This is a genomic window from Longispora urticae (assembly GCF_053902585.1).
The window spans coordinates 167,195-186,726 of sequence record NZ_JAQZSH010000029.1 but is presented as its reverse complement, the minus strand read 5'-3'; the positions used below and the strand labels follow the sequence as shown (position 1 = coordinate 186,726).

At 70.1% G+C, this 19,532-nt stretch carries 21 protein-coding genes and 2 pseudogenes; 15 read left to right on the top strand and 8 right to left on the bottom strand.

Annotation, left to right across the window (positions count from 1 at the left end):
• The first annotated feature begins 53 nt into the window (after positions 1-53).
• Together PT931_RS20170 and PT931_RS20165 are read left to right on the top strand one after the other, a co-directional pair.
• Positions 54-704, top strand: a complete 651-nt coding sequence (locus PT931_RS20170) for a GGDEF domain-containing protein (RefSeq protein ID WP_456247292.1) — start codon at positions 54-56, stop codon at positions 702-704.
• Between the two features lie 150 nt (positions 705-854).
• Positions 855-1,952, top strand: a complete 1,098-nt coding sequence (locus tag PT931_RS20165) for a M23 family metallopeptidase (protein WP_456247291.1) — start codon at positions 855-857, stop codon at positions 1,950-1,952.
• 163 nt (positions 1,953-2,115) lie between these two features.
• On the opposite strand, the gene PT931_RS20160 is transcribed toward PT931_RS20165, so the two are convergent.
• From PT931_RS20160 to PT931_RS20150, 3 genes are all read right to left on the bottom strand, one after another.
• Positions 2,116-2,586: an alpha/beta hydrolase gene (locus PT931_RS20160; protein ID WP_456247290.1), complete on the bottom strand. Its 471-nt coding sequence runs from the start codon at positions 2,584-2,586 to the stop codon at positions 2,116-2,118.
• Positions 2,579-2,962 carry a VOC family protein gene (locus PT931_RS20155; RefSeq protein ID WP_456247289.1) on the bottom strand — a complete coding sequence of 128 codons (384 nt, stop codon included), beginning with the start codon at positions 2,960-2,962 and terminating at the stop codon, positions 2,579-2,581. Before PT931_RS20155 ends, PT931_RS20160 begins: the two co-directional genes overlap by 8 nt.
• A gap of 268 nt (positions 2,963-3,230) precedes the next feature.
• Entirely contained in the window at positions 3,231-3,491 is a 261-nt protein-coding gene (locus PT931_RS20150) for a hypothetical protein (RefSeq protein WP_456247288.1), read from the bottom strand.
• Positions 3,492-3,643: 152 nt separating this feature from the next.
• Here PT931_RS20150 and PT931_RS20145 point away from each other — a divergent pair, with 152 nt between their 5' ends.
• The 8 genes from PT931_RS20145 (at position 3,644) to PT931_RS20110 (ending at position 11,330) form a co-directional block, all read left to right on the top strand.
• Positions 3,644-4,057, top strand: a complete 414-nt coding sequence (locus tag PT931_RS20145) for a hypothetical protein (protein ID WP_456247287.1) — start codon at positions 3,644-3,646, stop codon at positions 4,055-4,057.
• Positions 4,058-4,130: 73 nt separating this feature from the next.
• A complete protein-coding gene (locus PT931_RS20140; protein WP_456247286.1) occupies positions 4,131-5,360 on the top strand; it encodes a hypothetical protein in 1,230 nt (409 codons plus the stop codon).
• A 278-nt stretch (positions 5,361-5,638) separates the two neighbouring features.
• Complete coding sequence (locus PT931_RS20135) at positions 5,639-6,727, top strand: AAA family ATPase (RefSeq protein WP_456247285.1); 1,089 nt, start codon at positions 5,639-5,641, stop codon at positions 6,725-6,727.
• A 255-nt stretch (positions 6,728-6,982) separates the two neighbouring features.
• Positions 6,983-8,491 carry a hypothetical protein gene (locus tag PT931_RS20130; RefSeq protein WP_456247284.1) on the top strand — a complete coding sequence of 503 codons (1,509 nt, stop codon included), beginning with the start codon at positions 6,983-6,985 and terminating at the stop codon, positions 8,489-8,491.
• A gap of 196 nt (positions 8,492-8,687) precedes the next feature.
• Positions 8,688-9,707 carry a hypothetical protein gene (locus PT931_RS20125; RefSeq protein ID WP_456247283.1) on the top strand — a complete coding sequence of 340 codons (1,020 nt, stop codon included), beginning with the start codon at positions 8,688-8,690 and terminating at the stop codon, positions 9,705-9,707.
• Between the two features lie 101 nt (positions 9,708-9,808).
• Positions 9,809-10,336: a hypothetical protein gene (locus PT931_RS20120; RefSeq protein WP_456247282.1), complete on the top strand. Its 528-nt coding sequence runs from the start codon at positions 9,809-9,811 to the stop codon at positions 10,334-10,336.
• Between the two features lie 116 nt (positions 10,337-10,452).
• Positions 10,453-10,899, top strand: coding sequence for a hypothetical protein (locus PT931_RS20115; RefSeq protein ID WP_456247281.1), 447 nt, complete (start codon positions 10,453-10,455; stop codon positions 10,897-10,899).
• Positions 10,900-10,964: 65 nt separating this feature from the next.
• On the top strand, positions 10,965-11,330 hold the full coding sequence (locus PT931_RS20110; protein ID WP_456247280.1) for a hypothetical protein: 366 nt from the start codon (positions 10,965-10,967) through the stop codon (positions 11,328-11,330).
• A gap of 26 nt (positions 11,331-11,356) precedes the next feature.
• Here the strand turns inward: PT931_RS20110 and PT931_RS20105 are convergent.
• From PT931_RS20105 to PT931_RS20095, 3 genes and pseudogenes are all read right to left on the bottom strand, one after another.
• Positions 11,357-11,482 (bottom strand): annotated as a pseudogene (locus PT931_RS20105) (IS982 family transposase); the annotation flags it as partial.
• A 45-nt stretch (positions 11,483-11,527) separates the two neighbouring features.
• Entirely contained in the window at positions 11,528-14,326 is a 2,799-nt protein-coding gene (locus PT931_RS20100; RefSeq protein WP_456247279.1) for an FtsX-like permease family protein, read from the bottom strand.
• Positions 14,327-14,328: 2 nt separating this feature from the next.
• Positions 14,329-15,081 carry an ABC transporter ATP-binding protein gene (locus PT931_RS20095; protein WP_456247278.1) on the bottom strand — a complete coding sequence of 251 codons (753 nt, stop codon included), beginning with the start codon at positions 15,079-15,081 and terminating at the stop codon, positions 14,329-14,331.
• A gap of 59 nt (positions 15,082-15,140) precedes the next feature.
• Between PT931_RS20095 and PT931_RS20090 the strand changes: the two genes are divergently transcribed.
• Positions 15,141-15,725, top strand: a complete 585-nt coding sequence (locus PT931_RS20090) for a PadR family transcriptional regulator (protein ID WP_456247277.1) — start codon at positions 15,141-15,143, stop codon at positions 15,723-15,725.
• 8 nt (positions 15,726-15,733) lie between these two features.
• Here PT931_RS20090 and PT931_RS20085 read toward each other — a convergent pair.
• Positions 15,734-16,186, bottom strand: a pseudogene (locus PT931_RS20085) (ABC transporter ATP-binding protein); the annotation flags it as partial.
• Between the two features lie 118 nt (positions 16,187-16,304).
• Complete coding sequence (locus PT931_RS20080) at positions 16,305-16,580, bottom strand: hypothetical protein (RefSeq protein WP_456247276.1); 276 nt, start codon at positions 16,578-16,580, stop codon at positions 16,305-16,307.
• A 209-nt stretch (positions 16,581-16,789) separates the two neighbouring features.
• Here PT931_RS20080 and PT931_RS20075 point away from each other — a divergent pair, with 209 nt between their 5' ends.
• The 4 genes from PT931_RS20075 to PT931_RS20060 all read left to right on the top strand — a co-directional run bounded on the left by PT931_RS20075 (position 16,790) and on the right by PT931_RS20060 (position 19,476).
• The gene (locus PT931_RS20075; protein ID WP_456247275.1) at positions 16,790-17,173 is read left to right on the top strand and encodes a hypothetical protein; all 384 of its coding nucleotides are present in this window, start codon (positions 16,790-16,792) and stop codon (positions 17,171-17,173) included.
• 75 nt (positions 17,174-17,248) lie between these two features.
• The gene (locus PT931_RS20070; protein WP_456247274.1) at positions 17,249-18,265 is read left to right on the top strand and encodes a hypothetical protein; all 1,017 of its coding nucleotides are present in this window, start codon (positions 17,249-17,251) and stop codon (positions 18,263-18,265) included.
• Positions 18,266-18,413: 148 nt separating this feature from the next.
• A complete protein-coding gene (locus tag PT931_RS20065) occupies positions 18,414-18,965 on the top strand; it encodes a hypothetical protein (RefSeq protein ID WP_456247273.1) in 552 nt (183 codons plus the stop codon).
• A 94-nt stretch (positions 18,966-19,059) separates the two neighbouring features.
• Entirely contained in the window at positions 19,060-19,476 is a 417-nt protein-coding gene (locus tag PT931_RS20060; protein ID WP_456247272.1) for a hypothetical protein, read from the top strand.
• Positions 19,477-19,532 lie beyond the last annotated feature (56 nt).

Below are 19,532 nucleotides of genomic sequence, written 5' to 3'. Positions count from 1 at the left end.
GACGTTTTCGCAGGCAACTCGCGCCCGCTCCGGCACTCCGAAGGAGCAACCAAGTGTCTCAAACCATCACCATTCTGACCACCAGCGGCCTCAGTCTCATCACCGGATACGCGATCGCCGGAATGCGCATCCTGCGCCTCGTACACCGTTTGCGTGTTGCCCAGGCAACCGCGCTGCGCGACCCGCTCACGGGTATCGCCAACCGGGCCGGCCTCGCCCGTGCATACGCCGAAGCCCTGATGGCCAAGCGTCTGCCGTCCGTGGCGGTGCTCGACCTCGACACCTTCAAGTCCGTCAACACCCACTACGGGCACGCGGGCGGAGACCAGCTCCTCGTCCAGGTCGCCCAGCGACTCGCGGGCCTCGGCAGCCCGGTCATCGCCGTGGCCCGACTCAGTGGCGATGAATTCGCCGTCCTCATCGACGCCGCCGGCACCGAGGCCGCCATGACCACGGCCCACAACGTCTGGCAGGCGATCTCCAAGTGGCCGTACACGCTCGGCAATAGTGAGGTGGCGATCTCCGCGACCATCGGCGTAGCCGCATGGCGACTCGGCGATCACCTCTCCCAGAGCCTGCGGCGCGCGGACATGGCGATGCTGGCCGGCAAGGACGATGGCTCCGCCGTCCGCCTCGCCGACCTGGCATCCCCGCCGGTTCTCAACCGGCCCGCAGAACGCGACCGCGACAACCGCCACCGCTAACCAGCACGCTGCGCCCGACCACCCTTTCTGTGCTCGGGCGCAGCCCTTCCCGTCGGGGCCTTGGCGGCCTGGACTGTTCGCACATTTCGAGGACCGCGCCGCCTTCCGGCGCGGTCCTCGTCGTCTTCGTACCGCAGAAAGGCTTCAGCCATGACGGCCAAAGCTCTCGCCTATCTGGCAGCCGCGATCGTCGGCTGCCTCCTGCTCTGCTCCGGCCTCGTCGGGGCACTGGTGCTCGGTGGCAACGGCTCGGCGATGGGCTGCTTCGGCGTCCCCGCCACCGTAACCCCGAGCAGCGGACCGTCCACCACGCCGGGCCCGGCCTCGACACCCTCGCCGACCCGGCCTCCTCTTACCGTGCCGCCGTGGGACGGCGAGCAGACCGCCCACGCGACCACGATCATCAACGTCGGCCTGCGGATGAAGGTGCCGCCGCGAGGCTGGGTGATCGCCCTGGCGACCAGCATGCAAGAATCCGGGCTTCGCAACCTCGGCGATCTCGGCACCGCCAACGACCACGACTCTTTGGGCCTGTTCCAGCAGCGGCCATCCATGGGCTGGGGCACCCCCGCGCAGATCATGGACCCCACCTACGCGGCGACCAAGTTCTACGAACGCCTGCTGAAAATCGACAGGTGGCAGGACCTGCCCCTGACCGTGGCAGCGCAGAAAGTCCAGGTCAGCGCGTACCCGGACGCCTACGCGCGGCACGAGGGAGCAGCCGCCACCCTCGTGACCGCCCTGACCGGCATGGCCGGCGCACTCGGCGCTTGTGGCGGCGAGGTCGGCCCCCAGGGCTGGGCCGCGCCGGTGAACGACCCGGTCGTCAGCGGCTTCGGGATGCGTGACGGTGCCTTCCACGCAGGCGTGGACCTGGGCTCACCGAAAGGCACGCCCATCCACGCGGCGGCGGCCGGCACCGTGGCCGTGGCCACCTGCAACGCCCCAGCGAACTGGGGCTGCGACCGCGACGGCTCCACGTCCATCACCGGCTGCGGCTGGTACGTCGACATCGACCACGGAGCCGGCATCAGCACCCGCTACTGCCACATGATCGCCCGACCTGCGGTGAGCGTCGGCCAACGCGTCACAGCGGGACAGATCATCGGCGCCACCGGAAACTCGGGCAACAGCTCCGGACCACACCTGCACCTGGAGATCCACCTCGGCGGCGACACCAGCAACAGCGGAGCCACAGACCCCGTCGCATACTTCGCCGCCCACGGCGCGTCTCTGGGCGGGCGATGACAATGTAGTTTCTCAGCGAAGATGGCACTTTCTCATGGATGTGGCGCCTTAGATGGCGCTTGCACCATCCTCGTGAAAAAATGCTGTCGGTCCGCTCCGCCGTCTCCGGGCCAACGCACTGGCTGGCAACGCCTACGCCGTTCCCACGTGCCCATCGGGCGCGTCAGCGTTTCGCGTGTGGAGCCAGGTGTGAGAGTGCTCGCCTCCAGGTTTCCTTGAGCAGGTCATGTCCAAGGTTTGGTTGCATTTCGATGCGGGCGCCAGGTAGGAGCCGCTGCCACCAGGTGGCGTGCCGGGTGCCGGTGAGCGGGTCCTTCGCGCCGTACAGCAGCAAGGTCTTCGCGGTGACCTGCGACAGGTCGAGGCTGTCGTTTTCGGGGATGGGAACGGCCAGCAGGACCAGGCGGTCCACCCGATCAGCGTGGCGGGCCGCCAGCGCGCAGGCATGCGGTCCGCCGTCCGACCAGGCGGCGATGCCCACCGGCCCTTGCCCGGGCAGCTCGAGGTCTTCGGGTCCAAGGCAGGTAAGCAGGGAGATGCCACGAGCCCAGGTCAGCTCCGGGACCGGGTCGGTACGGAAGCCGCACAAGACGACGGTCCGGTCCACGCTGCCCTCGACGAGGAGTTCAGGCATGGGCGGCTGCCCGCTCGGCCTCGCTGCGCAGCAGGCAGAACTCGTTGCCCTCCGGGTCGGCGAGCACCGCCCAGCCGCCGCCGTCCGAGTCACGCCGGTCGGCGACGACCGTCGCACCCAGCGCCAGCAGCCGGTCGACCTCGCCGTCGCGGGCCAGTTCTGGGGTCAGGCAGACGTGAACCCGGTTCTTGCCGGACTTGGACTCAGGCACCTGGGCGAAGTAGAACACCGGGCTTCCCGGCGGGCACACCATCGCCACCGGAGAACCGGGCTGATCCCACTCCGTCAGCTCAAGGCCGAACGCCTGACTCCAGAACACCGCCATCCGATACGGGTCGGAGCAGTCGAAGGCGATGTTACGCACGCTGAAGGTCACCGCCGGACCGTACTCCACACCCCTTGAGCCCCGCAGCCCCGTCCAGTTCTGCGCGCGGCCCACGAAACCGACGAGCAATGAACGATCCCCCGTGACAGCCAAATTCGCACGATTGACCCGATCCTGCGAAGTTGCTCGAAGGGCTGAGGAAAGCGCCATTTCGGTGAGAGGAAACCGCCGCCAGGTCAGCGAGAAATTGCGACTACGCCGCAGGCCAGAGCACTCAGCGACGACATCTCAATCGAGAACCTAAAGACAAACCGTGGTGCTACTCGGTCGGCGGCAAACCTTCCGGGTCAGTACCGCCCAGCCCCAGTTCTGCGATGCCCTCGGCGCCGATGATCTCGCGCAGGCGCCCACGGGCCGTCCCATACAACCGGCGCAGCTCTCCGATCTCGTTGGTGAGCGCCGGGATGTCCGCCAGCGCCATCGGCGTGTAGACCAGCCCGACCTGGGCGCTGTCGGCGGCGACCTCAGCGACGGCTGCGGCGTGACGTTCGCGCACCTCGGGCAGCTTGTTGAACCCCACGCTGACTCCCTCAAGTCGCGACGCCGTCCTGGTGAACGTACCCACCGATCATCACACGAAAGCTACCGCCTCGATCTCGCGCCAGGTGTTGGCGCAGCTCGTGCGGCGTGCCGCCGGCCTGACGACTACCGGGTCCGGCCCGGGGAGCGGGCGTGTTCGCGGGCGAATGGCTGGCCTACGCCGCAAGCGACGGCAGCACCCGATACCGGGCCGGGTACGCCGGCACCCGCATCGACGCCTCCGGAAAGTTTCCGGAGTTCCAGGCGAGCCACCTCGTCGCCGAGGCGATCGTCACCGAAAAGTGCCGTCTGCGTGCGGCACTGCGCGGCGACCTGGAAGCCAGGTCGCCGCCTCGGGCAGTGATCGAAGCGGCGGTCGACGCCGGGTACTCGCGCGTGTACTTCTACGGCACCCAGTTGATCAACGTCCGGCACACGCCGGGGGCCTCTGAGTTCGTGGCGTTTAGCAGCGAGCCGGACCAGCGCGGGGAGTACGAGGTCGGTTGGTCCTGGCCCTGGATGGCCGTGCACCCCGACCTGTGCGACCAGGTGATCGGAGCCCTGTGACCACCCATGTCTTCACTCGCGACGCCGTGACCTGCGGTATCGCCTTCCCTGATAGCAAGGAGTTGACCTGAACATGCCCGTGACCGTTCGATTCTTCCTCGAACCGCTGCTCGATCTGCACGAGCACGCGTTCCTGTCCCGCGCTCACCAGACGCCTGGCGGGCTGCCGCTGGGCGGCCCGGCGCTGATCCTCCGCGTCACCGACACCGCGACGCTGACCTCCAGCGGCCTGGACAACCCGCACCGGCCGATCGCCCCGGCCCCGCTGCGCGGGGACCTCCAGACCGACGGCGCGCGATCGCCCATCGTCGCGGAGCACGTCCTGGACCCCCACGCGGTGATGCCAATGGTTCTGGACGGGGTGAGCGACGGCCCTCCGGTGAAGCTCGCCGATCAGATGTACATCGCGTTCAGCCGAGGCTGCGCCATCGTCGAGATCGACGCGACCGCAACGTCCCCGACGGTTTCCTTCCGGACTCTGCCGACTATGCCCGGTGCCCGCGACCGCGACGGCGGGCGCTCCAACTGGCTCCACACGTCGGGGCCAAGGTCCTTCGAGCACATGCGGCAACCGGTCGGCCCGTTGCGGGAGTGGGTAGGTCCCCTTGGGCTGACCGCCGTACACCCGTGTCTGGACGGATTTCCACTGCATCTGGTCCACCTCGCGCTGGCCGTCCTGGCCCCCGGCCTGCCAGGGGTGATCGATTCGTGTGACCGGGTCAGCGCCGTGTGGGTCATCGGCGCCGGGCACGCGATGCGCGTCTCCGCACCCATCGACCGCTCGGCAGGTACGGCGGTTGTGCCCCGCCCGCTCGGCGGATCGTGGGCCGCAGACACCCCGGCCGTGCTGCTGACCGCCGAACAGGTCGCCACCGTCTGCCAGGACCTGCAACCGGGCCTGGCCAACATGCTCAGCCTGTACGACGCCGTCGCCGTGATGCGCGAACTCGGCGGGCACGTCGCAGCCAACCTCGCCGACGACTGGGCGCAGCACACCATCGGCGGGTCCACGACCGGCGACGTGCGTGAGACCGCGCAGCGGGTGCTCGACGGAATCGCCGACGGTGATCCGGCTGTCCTCGACGCCCTGCCCGCGCTGCCGATGGACCGTGGCGATGCCTCCCACGCCAACAGCAATCTGGTCACGGCCTACGAGGAGCACGCACAGCACCTGGCCGGCCCGTGGTCAGAACTCGGCGCGTTCGGCCGCGACGCACTCCTCGACGCCGTGACCGCCGGGTTCGACGACGCCTACCACGACGCGATCAGCGCCGCATGCCTGGCGGTCCTGGACCCCAACTGACGCACCCGACCACAGCCGGCTGCGACCTGCTCGCTCACCAATGACACCTGACGGCTAGGCAACGCCGAGTTCCGTCTTCATCTGTTCCGTTCATTCGCCGCCCTGCGGGCATGCCTCCGGGCCCGCGCGGCGGGCCCCGGCATGCCTCCAGGGCGGCCCACCCCCACCAACTCCCGGTGGGATTTGAGCCCAGGAGGCGATGTGCACGACCAACCCGACCCCACCCGCTCCTCCGCCGAGGACACCGTCCTGCCCTGCGTACGCAGGCAGGCCACCCGATGACGACCCCCGGCACCCTTAAGTTCAACAAGACCGGCATGCCCCGGCTCAAGCCCGGAGAGCTCCAAGCCCAGGTCCTGCACGTTCTGGCTTCCGACCCGGACAAGGAGTGGGACCGCTACCGGATCAACGCCGAGCTACCGAAGCGGTCTTCCGCCGCCATCCGCAACGCCCTGAACGTGCTCGTCGCACGGGGCCACGTCGTGCAGGTCGGACACTTCTACAAGTGGGCCCGCACGACACTGACCGCCCCGCCACCCGCACCCGCACCGCCGAAGGCGTCCTCCGGTCCGGTGATCCGCCCCAACGGCAACCCGTACTACCCGCGCAACCTGGCCGGACGCCGCGATGTGGACGTGCTGCGTCAGCTACGGACCGCCGGTATCGCGGTCCTTCTGTATGGGCCGCCCGGTACCGGCAAGACGTCGCTGATCGAAGCAGCGTTCGGCGCCGAGCTGCACACCGTGGCCGGCGACGGGGACACCACCGTCGGCGACCTGGTCGGCGACTACATGCCCGACGGAGCCGGCCTCTACACGTTCGTCGACGGGCCTCTCACCCGCGCGATGCAGGCCGGAGCCGCGTTCTTCCTCGATGACGCGACCCTGGTCAGCCCCAAAGTCCTCGCCGCCGTGTACCCGGCGATGGACGGCCGCCGCCAGATCACGATCAAAGGCCACGGCGGCCGGGTCATCACCGCCGAGCCAGGCTTCTACATCGTGGGCGGCCACAACCCCGGCGTACACGGGGCGGTGCTCACCGATGCCCTCGCCAGCAGGTTCACCGTCCAGCTGATGGTCACCACCGACTACGACCTGGCCCAACGGCAACTCGGCGTGGACCGCCGGCTCGTCGCCGCAGCCCGAGAGCTGTGGGACAAGGTCGTCGCCGGGGAACTCGGCTGGGCTCCACAGCTGCGAGAGCTCCTCGGAGCCAAGGCGGTCACCGACGCCCTCGGCCTCGACATCGCGGTGGCCAACCTCCTTGGTGCCGCGCCGGAGGAAGACCGCGACGAAGTCGCCGCCGTCCTCAAAACGCACCTCCCGCACGTCCAGCACACGCCCCTCGCCCTCGGCAAGCAGCTCTGAGCCCCGACCGCCCATATCCACCAGCCCTGAAACCCCGGGCCCTCGTCGAAGAAGGAGAACCTGTTCGTGGCGCAGCACACCGCACCACCCACCACGACGAAACCCACCCACCCGCTCGTCGCGCCCACCTGGAGGGCACTGTCGGCGGCCTGGACGGAGCAGACCCGCCACGCCACCGGCCGCACCGACCTCACCGTTCTGGCCACCCCAGGCGCCGGTCACGGCTCACCGGCCTGCTTCACCCCCGCCGACGGAGTGATCGAAGTCGACGCGAACTACATCACGGTCGACCCGACCACGATCAACCCGGCCGACCCGGCCAACCGCGGCCTGTATCCCGTCGGCTGGGGGCTCCTCGTCCACGAGATCGCCCACGCCGAACACACCCGCTGGGGCTTCGGCGACCGCGACCATCCCATCGCCGCGCAGATGGCCACCATGCTCGATGAGGCCCGCATCGAAGGCCGCCGGGCGACCACCACCCCCGCAGACCGGCAGTGGCTGCGCGCGGCGTCCCTCCACCTCGACCTCGACGCCCTGCACGCCCCGGACTCCCCGGCCTCGGCCGCGAAGGTGGCGGCGCTGCTGCTGGCCCGGGCCGACGCCGGGATCCTCACCCACGGCGAGGTCGCACCGGTCCGCAAGGCGGTCGTGGCGGTGCTGGGCCGACGGCGGCTAAGACGCCTGGAGTGGATCTGGCGGCGGGCACTGCGCACGGCCGATGACGACACGGCGGCGATGATGGAGTGGGGCCACCGGTGGTGCCGCATCATGGCGATGCACAGCCAGATCCCGTTCCCGGTCCCCAGCAGCGGCGCGGTGCTCCTTGACGCAGTCACACAGGTCCTAGCCGGTATCGCCGACGAGGTCGCTATCTGCATCGCCGCCGCCATCCGGGAAATCCGCGAAGCCCAGAAGAAGGCCGACAAGCGGGCCGAAGGACTGTCGGCGGACAAACGCAAGAAGGCGGCCGGGGAGCGGGTGTTCGGACGCCGGGGCGCCCGACTCCCCACCGCCCAGCTCGGAGAGACCCGTCCGCCGACCGAGACGGAGAAGATCGCCGCCAGAACCTTGGCCCGCGAGCTGAAGAAGGCCGCCCGCCGCGAACCGGCCACAGTCAAGATCACCACCGCGTTGCCGCCCGGGCGGCTAGTGCCCAGAGCCGCGATGGCCGAAGCGGTACAACGCAGCCTCGGGCAGATCCCGACCGCACAGCCCTGGTCCAGCAACGCGCGCCGCCTCAATCCTCAGCCTCCGCTGCTGCTGGGGATCAGCATCGACGTGTCGGTGTCCATGGGGGCGTTCTTCGGCCCTGCCGCCTCGATCACGTGGATCATCACCAAGGCGGTCGGACTTCTGCCGGGCGGGGCCTCCGCCTCGGTGACGTTCGGCGAAGAGGTCCAAGCCCTGACTGTGCCGGGGCGGCGGCCATCCACGGAGGTCCAGGAACTCCTGATCGAGGACGACACCCTGGGGTTCCCGCTGACCATTGACGCCCTCGACTATGCCCTGGGCCTTTCTACCGAGGTCAGCGCCGCCCGACTCCTGGTCATGATCACCGATGGAGGAATCGGCTTAGGGGAACGGATCGCGGCCCAGCACCGCCTTGATCTGCTCGCCCAAGGCGGATGCGCACTGCTGTGGATCGGGCCCCCTGAGTCCAGACCGCTCGCCGGGCCCCAGGTCGTCCTGCTCGCCGACGCGACCCAGGCCGGCGCCCTCATCACGAAAGCGGCCGTGAACGCCCTAAGAAACCGCGGCTAGCCCATCCGCTCGCCGGCCTTTGCCGGCGGTCCTGAACGGCCCAGCTTTCTGGCCGTGCCTGGCCGAACGCGCACACCGCGCACGCCTCGGGCACGGCTGTTGCGTCGTGCCCGAGGTCTCTTCCTGACACCAAGGAGTGACCCATGCACCACACGCAAAGCCGACCCCTGCCGAGGAATCTCGCGGGGAACGACCGATGACCCTTCGCGGTGAATCCACGCTCGCCGGGTACGCCCGCGCCGCCATCGACGACAAGCACGCCATGTTCGACGCGTCCGGCAATCCCGCCTGCCGGCAGTACCTGGCCGAGTTTGTACACCTCAGCGCCGAAAGGCGGGGCGGAACCGCGCAACCGGCGGTGATCGACGCCGTCGATCGGTGCGTCGTGGGTGCCTGGCAGCATGGTGAGGCGTACGTGCTGGCTCCGGCGATGACCGCCGTGGTGGCCGCCGCCGCATCAGCCCTGGACCTCACCGGTGAGATCGTCGGATTCGACGAGGCCCCTGAGTCGATGGGCGTGCTGTTCCTGCCCGAGCCGATTCGACTGCGCCGCCAGGACGGGCGGTTGAGCACCCTCGGCGCGATCAGCTGGTCCACTTTCGGCACCGCAACCGCCACGTCCTGGCTGTTGTGCGGCTGGGCCGACCGGAATGCCGGCGATCCTCAGGACGCCGCCTTCGATCAGGCCATCGCCATGCGTCCTGACCTCGCACGCCAGTTCGGTCCGTACGTGCTCCTCAACATGGATAACCTGCCCGCCGACAAGCCCGTCCCCGAACGGCAGATGGCAGATGCGGTCAACGAGCCCTGCTACGAATGGCAGGCCGGGCCGGACGGGGCGGTAGTCATCGACGACGCCGCGCACGCCACCGGCGCCCTCATCGCCCTGCTCTACTCCTTCTGGCGCATCCAGGCCCAACCCCTGGCCACCGTCGAACGCCCACCCCTGGATCGCGGTACGAGACGCCGGGCCGACCGTGCCGGCATCAAGCACTCCACGCGCGTGGTGATGCTGCGTCGGACCAAGTCGGTCAGCGAAGCCGGCGCCGGTGAGTCGGCCCGCCAGTACAAGGTCCAGTGGGTCGTGCGCGGGCACTGGCGTCGCCTCACCAACTCCGAGGGCCACAGGTATCGGACGTGGGTCAACGCTCACATCAAGGGTCCCGACGACGCGCCACTCCTCGGCGGGGACAAGGTCAACATCCTCGCCCGCTGAGCCCCCGACACGGCCGCCACTGAATCGGCACCGGCCCGCAGCATGCCCGCCGGCCGTACGCCGGCGGGCATCCCCATTTTCAGCCCGAGAAAGGCGCACTGATGACCGACGACACCGCGATCCCCGCACACCGCCCCGAGGAGGTGGTCGACCTGCTCACCCAGGTCAGCGCCGAGCAGATCTCCCGCGGGTGGAACCGCCCGCCGGAGTTGTTCTCGATCCGCATGGAACCCGTGCCCGCCACCACCGACCAGTGGCGACGGGTGGCAAGCCCCCATCCGGTCCCGCCGCGCGCATGGTTCGCCCATACCAAAGGCCCCGTCGGGTTGCTCGGGGACCTGGTCGCCGAGTTCCGCCAGCCCCACAGCCAGGCGGTGCTCATCACCGCCGCCAGCGTCGACCCGTACAGCCGCGTCGTCGCATGGGGCCTGGCGTACGTCCTGCGGCACAACACCTACCGCAGCCAGCTTGTGCTGCTCGTCGACGCGATCGACCTCAACGGCCGGTTCTACCGACTCACCCAAAAACCGGGCGAGACCGCACCCGTGGCCACCGTCGACGACACACCAGCCGGCATCGACCACACCATCGCACCGCTACTCGCCGCCCTCGTCGACGCCACCCGGTAGTCCGCGCGGTATTGACGGGCGCTCGCCAAGGACCAACTCCCACTGTCAACACCCGCTCCACAGCCGGGGCCGGCATCCGCCGGTCCCGGTTTCGTTGTCTCACCAGGAGAAACTCCATGTCACTGTATGTCGCTCAGCACAACGACCTCGTCACCCTCAAGCCGTCCGCTGACCCGCGCGGGCAGTTCACCGGAATGCTGTTCCGCGTCGAGGCGCTCACCAACGGCAAGCTGCCGCTGACCATCGCCACCGCCGACGGACGCACCATCAAGGTCCACGACGACATGGTCGAGCTCTACACCGCCGCGGACCGCGATCAGAAGGCTGCCACGTTCCCCGACAACGGCCTGCTCCCGTCGGGCACGATCCTGCGCTTCACCCAGGGCACCGGCGACCAGTCCCCCGACCTGCTGTGGGTCGTCATGGACCGCACCTCCTCCGGCATGTACACCATCGCCCCGCTCGGCGGCGGGTGCGGCGCCCGACGCGGATACCTGCGCCACCAACTGCACCCCATCAGCCTCGCCGAAGCGATCACCCACCTCAACCGGACCACCGCCTAGCCACATCCACACACCGAGGGGCCGAGCCTGCGCTCGGCCCCTCCTTCACGTTCCGGGAGACCACGATGCACATCCCACCCACCAGCCCCTGCGGCACCCAGCCGTGTCACCACCAGGCCACGCTCACCCGGCTGCAAGCCGCCATCCGAACGCACATCGCCGGAGCCGCCATCGACGAGATCTTCACCATCGAGCAGGCCAACGCCCTGCTCGAACGCTTCGAGCAGCAGCCACTCAACCGGCTCCACACCATCAACCTGACCCTGCCGATGACGATCGAAGTCAGGGCCGGCAGCGCCGAGGAAGCCACCGACGCGGCGATGAACATGCTCGAGTACGCCCTCAACACCGTCGACGGCCTCGAGATGAACTGGCAAAACCGCGACGCCGACAACGTCGAACCTGGCGAGATCGACACCGACAACCCCTAGATGGTTGATTCCTGTTTCTTGGCTGGTCAGTGGTCGTAGGCGGTCAGTGATCGTTTGGTGGGGACGTTGGTGAGCCAGTTGTGCCAGATGGCGGCTGCCAGGGCCAGGAGTCTTTGAGCGATGCGGGCGAACACTCCTTGGGGTGTTCGCCCGCAGCACCTTCCGGGTCACCGTCCGGGTGACCTGACGCTCGGCGGCTACTCCTCCGCGAGCAGTGCGGCGGTGGGCAGCCGGCGGGCCAGCAGCGCCGGCACCAGCGCCGCGACCACCGCCAGCAGCGCACCGGCGAGCGCGAACCGCGAGCAGACCGCGGCGAGCTCGGCACTCACCCCGCCGGCGAACCACGCGGTCAGTCCCAGCCCGGCCGCGGCACCGGCCCCGGCGCCGAGCAGCCCGATCCCGAGCCCCTCGTAGCCGATCAGCCGGCCGACCGCCCCCTCCGACCAGCCAACGGCCCGCAGGGTGGCGAGCTCGGCGGCCCGGTCGCGGACATTGAGATACAGCACGTCGCCGACCGCGACCGCCCCCAGCAGCAGGATCACCGCCGCGGCGACGGCGTCCACGCCGCGGACCCGTACCGACACCGCGTCGCCGAGCAGCGCCCCGGTGACCTGGCCGTGGAAGACAGCCTGAACCGCGGCCAGCGTCGTCACGGCGCACACCCCGATCGCGAGGCTGAGCACCCCGAGCGCGGTCCGGCCGGGCACCCGACCGATGTTGGCCAGCGCCATACCGGCCACCCCGCGCCGCCGCCGGCCGCGACGCGGCGCCCGGACCGCGTGCCGCAGCGCCGCCGCCGGGTGCGCGCGGGCGGCCCGGACCGCGGGCACCGCGCCGGCGAGCAGGGCCAGCCCGAGGCCGATCGGCATGGCCAGCAGCCCTCGGCCGACCGGCACGGTCACGCCGACCAGCCCGGCGACCGGCCAGGCCAGGGCGAGCGCGCCGGCCCCGGCGACCGTGCCGACCACGGCCACCTCGCCGAGGATCAGCGCCCCGATCCTGCGGGCCGGCCAGCCGAGGCACGCCAGCACGGCCAGCTCCCGACGCCGGTCCCGGACAGCCGCGGAGACCGCGTTGCCGAGGAACAGCGCGCACACCGCGAGGATCAGTACGAAAAGAATCAAGCTCTTCCGGTCGACGGCCGAGACGATGACCGCGGCGACGCCCTTACGCGACCAGCCCTCCGACAGCCGCAGCTCCGGCCGGCCGAACTTGCCGGCGGGCAGCACCACGGTCTGCGGCTGCGGCGACGAGCCGAAGGTGATGTCGACGTCGAGCCCGGTCCGCACGGCGATCTCCTCGGCGATCAGGCGGACCCGTTCGGCGGTGGCCTTGTCGTAGCCGGTGATCCCGCCGACCCGGACCCGCACCGCGCTCAGCGGCGCCGCCCGCACCGCCGGGTCGTCGACGTGCGCGAGCAGGTCGGGCAGCACGGACACGCTGGTCAGCATCAGCGGCGGCGTGGCCAGGTAGCCGGCCGGGTTGCCGCTGGGCAGCAGCGCCCGGTCACCGAGCAGCCGCCGGGTCTCGGGGTCGGCGCCGGTGGCCACCGGCGCCTGGTAGGTCTCCAGCGGCACCCGGGTCAGCTCGGAGAAGCCGGCCAGCTTGTCCGGGTCGAACATGCCGACCGGCGCCATGGTCAGGAACTCGCCGGTGCCGCCGGCCAGCTGGCTCAGCGGCCGGGTGGCGTTGTCGAGCACCAGCCCCGGCATGGGCGTCCCGGTCAGGGTCCGCCCCCGGTAGGCGTCGAGGTCGGCCTCGGAACCTTCGACGGCCAGGTTGCCGTCGGGCCGGGCCAGGTAGCTGGGTGCCCCCGACCGGATCACCTGCTGCAACTGTCCGAACTGGGCATCCTCGTGTGCCATCGCGTAGCCGACGCTGCCCTGGTAGTGCGCCAGGATGTCCTCGTCGCCCTGCCCCGAGCGGACCCCGTCGGCCTTCGGCAGCGCCTCACGCAGCTGCGGGCTGGTCAGCCCCGCGATCCCGATCGGCAGCCGGGTGTAGGTGGTGGAGATCTGTTCGTCGACGTAGGGCCGGCTGCTCGCCAGCATCGGGACCCGGCCCGCTCCGGCTCTGGGCCGCTGGATCCGCTCGTCGTCGCGCAGGTACCGCCCGGTGGTCACCGCCCGGTCCGTGCCCGCCAGCCGCGCCTCGGCGGTCGGGTCGACGGCCGCGAGCAGCATCGGCAACGTCCACGGCAGACTGACCGTGAGCCGGTCCCGGGCGGGCAGTTCGGCGCCGTCGGCCCCGGCTAGCGGCAACCGGAACCGGCCGTCGGGCAGTAGCTGGTAGACCTGCATCCGGCTGCGCCGGGCGTCGCCGACCCCGTTGGCCTCGCCCTCCTTGAGCTGCTCGGGGCCGCAGAGCCGGATCCGCTGCCCGTCGGGCAGCACCTCCACCGGCAGCATGCTCCCGCCGCACTCCCCGCCGAGCTCCTCCGGCAGGGCGCTGCCGTCCTCGTAACGCACCTGCCCGCCGCGGGTCCCCACCGGCCGGAGCAGCCGGTTCTTCGTCACATAGGCATATGACGGGCTGTCGGCCCACCGGGTCAGCCCCCGGTCGGCGACGATCGTCGGGTTGAGCCGGATCACCTGCTGGGTCAGACGCCGGTCGACGGCGGCGGTGACGTCGTTGGTCACGACGGTGTTCACCATCGCGTAGCCGACCATCGCGATCGGCGCCGCCAGCTCCACCCCGGAAACGGCCCTGACCTGCTCATACTGCGCCATGCTGATCCCACCGAACAGGCCCGAGAGATAGTTGGGCCGCACCAGCCCGCGCTGCTCCTCGAGCGGCGTGCGACTGCCCTTCGGCCGGACCAGGATCTCGTAGGCGGCCCGCGCGTTGGCGTCCAGCGTGCCCGTGACCCGCAGCCGCGAGGTCTCGGTGCTGCCGGTCAGCACGGTGAAGCCCGTCGTCGCCACCAGCACGCCCAGCAGCAGCGCCAGGGACCGGCCGGCCCGGTTGCGCAGCTGCGCCCAGATCATTCTCGACATCGTCAGATCCTCAGCTGGTTCGCGCGGGCCAGGGTGTCGGCCGGCGTCGGCCCGCCGCCGAGGTCGACGTCGTCGACGATCGCTCCGTCGCGCAGCCTGATCAGCCGGTCGGCCTGGGCGGCGACCTGATGCTCGTGGGTGGCGATCAACACCGTCATCGGGTACCGGGCCCGCAGCCCCCGCAGCAGCTCCAGGATCCCGGCGCCGGTCCGCGAGTCGAGGTTGCCGGTCGGCTCGTCGGCCAGCAGCAGCCCCGGCCGGCCGACCAGCGCCCGCGCGATCGCGACCCGCTGCTGCTGCCCGCCGGACAACTGCGCCGGCAGCGCCCGCTCCCGATCGGCCAGCCCGACGGCGTCGAGCAGCTCGCGGGCCCGCGCCGCCCGGTCGAATTCCACCCGGTACGGCAGCACCGGCGCGATCACGTTGTCCAGCACCGTCAGCGCGGGCAGCAGATGATACCGCTGGAACACGAAACCGATCCGCCGCCGGTACCCTGCGAGAGCCCCGCGCCGCAGCCCGGTGAGCTCGACCCCGTCGACCCGGACACTGCCGGCGTCGGCGCGCTCGATCGCGCCGAGCAGATGCAGCACAGTGGACTTGCCGGAGCCGCTGGGCCCGGTCACCGCCACCATCTGCCCGGCCGGCACGCTCAGCGCCACGCCGTCCACGGCCACGATCTCGCTCCCGCCACTGTGGAACGCCTTGCGTAGACCGGTGGCCTCGATCGTGGCCCCGGACCCGGTGGTCGTTGTCATGGTCACCACAGTGACTGCTACATTGTCACAATGCAAGGCCCAGTTCCGAGGAGGAGTCGATGGCGATCCAGCACGCGGTGCTCGCCCTGCTGGCCGACGGACCCAGCTACGGCTACGAGCTGAAGGCCTCGTTCGAGGCCGCCGTAGGTCCACAGTGGGGGCCCCTGAACATCGGCCACCTCTATCAGATCCTCGACCGCCTCTCCCGTGACCACCTGGTCACCTCCGCCCGCTCCCCCCAACAGATCAAGCCCGACCGGGTCGTCTACGAGATCACCGACGCCGGCCGGGCCGCGCTGACCGGCTGGCTGGCCGAGCCGAGCCCCCGCTCCGGCGGCTTCCGCGACGACTTCTTCCTCAAGGTCACCGCCGCCGCGCACACCGGCGAGCCCGACGTGGTCCGCGGAGTCCTCGACCAGCAGCGCACCCACCTGCTCCAAGAGCTCCGCAACCTGACCACCCTGCGCGCCGACCACCCCGACCCAGTGGTCGCGCTGCTGCTCTCCGCCGCCAGCCGGCACGTCCAGGCCGACCTGGCGTTCATCGACGACACCGAGGAGACCCTGCTCGCCGACCCGGCCGTCCTGCCGGCCGTGCGTGCCCGCCGCGCCGACCCCCCACCGGGCCGCGCCGCCGTCGCCTGACCCCGACCTCAGCTCCGGTCGGCCGAGTACCCGCTGGCCTGGAGTCCGAACAGCTCGGCGTAGCGACCGCCGGCGGCCATCAGCCGGTCGTGGGTGCCGTATTCGGTGACCACGCCGTGGTGGAGGACGAGGATCTGGTCGGCGTCGCGCACGTTGGCCAGCCGGTGGGTGATCAGGATGGTGATCCGCTCGGCGGCGCCGGCCCGGAGGTACTGGAAGAGGGCGTGTTCGGCCCGGGGGTCCAGGGCCGCCGACGGCTCGTCGCAGATGATGACGGGCGTGTCGCGGTGGAAGCCCCGGGCGGCAGCGAGGCGCTGCCACTGCCCCTGGGACGGGTCGTGGCCGCCCTTGAAACTCGTGTCCAGCAGCGTCGAGTGCGGCGAGGTGGCGGGCGAAGTCACGGCCGGCGTAGCCCTTGTCGCCGATGAGTGTGATGGGTCCGGTGAGGAGTTGCTGGTCACGGGCGTGTTCGAGGAGTTCGGCGGCGACTTCACGTTCTCCGAGGCGGGCTTCGGCTAGACACCAGGCGGCGGGCATGCCGTCGAGGGCGCAGACGAGGTAGAGCTTGAATCCCCAGTATCAGCGGGAATGTGATCGGCAGTAGCCGTAGCTGGCGTGGCCGGCCAGGGCGGAGCGGCGCGTGGTCTGTCGTGAGGCGCCGCAGGCCACGGCGGTGGCGTCGATCAACCGCAAGGTGTCGGCGTTCGATGGTGTCTGGCGAGCGAGGGCCTGGGTGACTGCGGTGATCAGTCCGGCTGCGGCCTTGACGCGTTTGCGATAGCCGGACTGCTGCGGCAGCGGCGACGACATGGTCGACCTCGACACCTCCATCGAAGACAGGCTCCGCACGAACATGCGCCTACCCGCATCCCCGACCCGCCGCCCCGCCCCGAAGCCGGCACCCGGCTCATCCTCGTGACACGGGCCCGCCCGGCCGCGATCTACCAGTTCACACGGCCAAGCCCTGGCGCATTGACTTGATCAATACGCGGAGTGGTCGTTGCATGCGGTCGGCCCGATCCACGGCGGGGCCAGCGCCCGCCAACGTCGAAGGGAACGCCCAGATGACCAGCACCATCACACGCGACGCCGAGACCACCACAAGGGGCTCCGCGCCGTTCTCCGCGCTGACGAAGGAACTCCTAGACCTGGACTTCCTGCCCGAGCACGCCGACGACAGCCACGTCAGCGCGTTACGGCACGAGGACCTGCCGACCACCGTCGTCATCGACCAGCGCTCCGGCACAGGCACCGCGTGCATCACCCACCTCGACCACGACGGCACTGTCGGCTGGCAGATCACCTTCACCGCCGCCACGCCCGACGTGACCCAGATCGTCGCCCTGTACGGGGCCATCAACCCCGATCCGCAGGGCGCGATCGAGTCCATCGCATCCGCCTACAACATCAGCCCGTGGCAGGAAGGCTCGCACCTCACCACCCCCTAGCTCCCCATCCCAAGCAGGGGCGTCCCGACCGGGACGCCCCTGCTTCCCGTACCCGCACAGGAAGGAACACATCCCGTGAACCACCGACCCGAACTCAGCACGTCGCGCCTTGGCGGTCTCGCGTCACCGCCCAACGCTGACCAGCTCGGAGGCGATCTGACCGCAGCTACCGCCCGACTCCGCGCCGCCCTCCAACACGATCCGGTGCCGGCGCTGCCCGACGCGGCGGCCGTCCAGAAGTTCCTCGGCTACCAGATCGCCCACATCACGCTGCTGCGCGGCGTCTACGCCGACCTGGAACGAGATCTGGCGACCGGACGCCTGCTGGCCGGGGCCGAACCCGCCACGGTCGACGGGCTCCGCCACCAGGTGGACGCCATCACCGCAGCACTGGAGCTGGCTCTCACTCGGATCGTGGCCGCCGAAGCCACCATTCTGCCCGCCGGCCGTGGCACGTCGGGCTCGGACCCGGTGGTCACGACAGCCCGAGGTCAGCAAACCGACGTGGTACTCGCCCCCGCTCGCGCCCAGCTCGCTGACGCGCTCGGCCTGCCCCACGGCCGTCTGCGCACCGGACTCGCCGGTGCCGGATTCTCCGAGATCAGCCCACCACCACCCCTGTCCTGGACCTCGGTGCGTGGCCCGGTCACTGTGCGCGGCGGTCACGTCTACGAACCGGAAGGCGTAAGCATTCTGGCCACCGCCGGACCCGACCCGATGCGCCCGTCAGCATGGCGAGTGCTGTGCGCCCCGGCCTGCCCCGATGAGGTCATCGCCGCAGCCATCACCGCCACCAGCCAGCACGTCGCCCATGGCGGATCGCTGCACCTCGACCGTGACGGCTTGTGGCACCGGTTCCTCGCCGACGGTTGGCGACAGCAGGCTAGCCCCGTCGGCGAGGTCCTCGCCAACCGGAATGTCCAGGTCAAGCGCTCCGGCAGGGGCACTATCTGGATCACCCGCAACCCGTCACATAACGCCAGCGAGGAACTCGCGGCCCGGCCAGGAACGGCCTGGGAGTTCATCTGTGACCGGGGCTGCCATTCCGACCTGATCCTCTCCCTCACAGCCATCGCACTGGCCCACAGCTGACCATCACCTCGCCGGAAGCGGGCCCTGATCTACAGGAAGTTCGACCCGGACCAGCGGGCCACCGAGCGCAACTGACAGCGGCGCCCGAGCCGCATGACTGCGATCGCGGCCCGTGCCCGACTCTCACGATCTTGTAGGAGCCAACACCTTGAACAGCCTTCCCGAGCCAGAGCCCAACGCAACCGTCGTCTCCCTGACGGGGATCCTCGACCACATGCGCGACACGGGTCGAACCTGCGGTCTGAGCGTGCAGACCGTCAATCAGATCGCCTCTGCCTGGCGGCGCATCCACACCGTCGTACCCGTACCCGACACCACACTCGTCGCAGACCTGAACGCCGACGTGCTCGTCGCCGACTTCACCACCGCCCTAAACCAACAGGGAAAGACGTTTCGCTCGGCCAGCGCCTACGCCACCCGCATCCGGCTGGCGATGCGCGCCCACGGCGCTTGGATGAGCGGTGACCCCCAGTGGTACCTGCTATCGATCGGCGGCAAGGCGGCGAACGGCCGGCCCCGGACGGCCATGCACGATGACCGGGTGAGGACCGTGGTAACGCCGCTCCGCCGCGGTTTGGACATCCGGCTGGACCTGCCGTGGGACCTCACAACGGCCGAAGCCGAACTGCTCGGGGCGTTGATCCGCAACCACGTCGATCCCACCACCGGGCCCAATGACGTCGGCGGGCCCACGACTTGATCACCGCCGCGGAGTGGAGGTGCCATGCCATCGCACCGTCACCGGTGAGCGCCGACCAGATGGTCGGCACCCACCCACACCTGAAGGGACCATAGTGAACATCACTCCCGCCAGCGTCACACCCGCCGCGCCAGGCACCTCTCACGCCGGCCGAGGAGCGTTCGGCCGACTGGAACGCGAGCTAGTCGGCCTGGGCTTCGAACAGATCGTCGAGACCCAGGACGGGATCACGGTGTTCCGCTGCGACGAGATCCCGTCTGGCCACGGCGAGACCACCACCTTCGAGGTCGTCTTCGATCGGCGCTTCTGCACGGCGACGGCGACCATCATCCCCGGCGGGACCGGCGAATCGTGCGGACCGCGCATCGCGTTCACCGCCCACATCCCAGCGGTCACGCAGATCGTGACGCTGTACGGGGCACTGAACCCCGACCCTGTCGCGGCCGTGGAGTCCATCGCCCGCACCTACCAGGTCAAGCCCTGGAACGAAGACACGGTCGCGCCCTCATAACCCACATGACGGCAACAGAGGGGCACTCGAACGAGTGCCCCTCTTCCGTCATGCCG

Coding starts and splice junctions, on each gene's coding strand:
- PT931_RS20160 (WP_456247290.1), bottom strand. CDS start 2,586: ATGCCTGAACTCCTCGTCGAGGGCAGCGTGGACCGGACCGTCGTCTTG.
- PT931_RS20125 (WP_456247283.1), top strand. CDS start 8,688: ATGACCCTTCGCGGTGAATCCACGCTCGCCGGGTACGCCCGCGCCGCC.
- PT931_RS20110 (WP_456247280.1), top strand. CDS start 10,965: ATGCACATCCCACCCACCAGCCCCTGCGGCACCCAGCCGTGTCACCAC.
- PT931_RS20100 (WP_456247279.1), bottom strand. CDS start 14,326: ATGTCGAGAATGATCTGGGCGCAGCTGCGCAACCGGGCCGGCCGGTCC.
- PT931_RS20115 (WP_456247281.1), top strand. CDS start 10,453: ATGTCACTGTATGTCGCTCAGCACAACGACCTCGTCACCCTCAAGCCG.
- PT931_RS20095 (WP_456247278.1), bottom strand. CDS start 15,081: ATGACAACGACCACCGGGTCCGGGGCCACGATCGAGGCCACCGGTCTA.
- PT931_RS20135 (WP_456247285.1), top strand. CDS start 5,639: ATGACGACCCCCGGCACCCTTAAGTTCAACAAGACCGGCATGCCCCGG.
- PT931_RS20140 (WP_456247286.1), top strand. CDS start 4,131: ATGCCCGTGACCGTTCGATTCTTCCTCGAACCGCTGCTCGATCTGCAC.
- PT931_RS20120 (WP_456247282.1), top strand. CDS start 9,809: ATGACCGACGACACCGCGATCCCCGCACACCGCCCCGAGGAGGTGGTC.
- PT931_RS20075 (WP_456247275.1), top strand. CDS start 16,790: ATGACCAGCACCATCACACGCGACGCCGAGACCACCACAAGGGGCTCC.
- PT931_RS20090 (WP_456247277.1), top strand. CDS start 15,141: ATGGCGATCCAGCACGCGGTGCTCGCCCTGCTGGCCGACGGACCCAGC.
- PT931_RS20165 (WP_456247291.1), top strand. CDS start 855: ATGACGGCCAAAGCTCTCGCCTATCTGGCAGCCGCGATCGTCGGCTGC.
- PT931_RS20080 (WP_456247276.1), bottom strand. CDS start 16,580: ATGTTCGTGCGGAGCCTGTCTTCGATGGAGGTGTCGAGGTCGACCATG.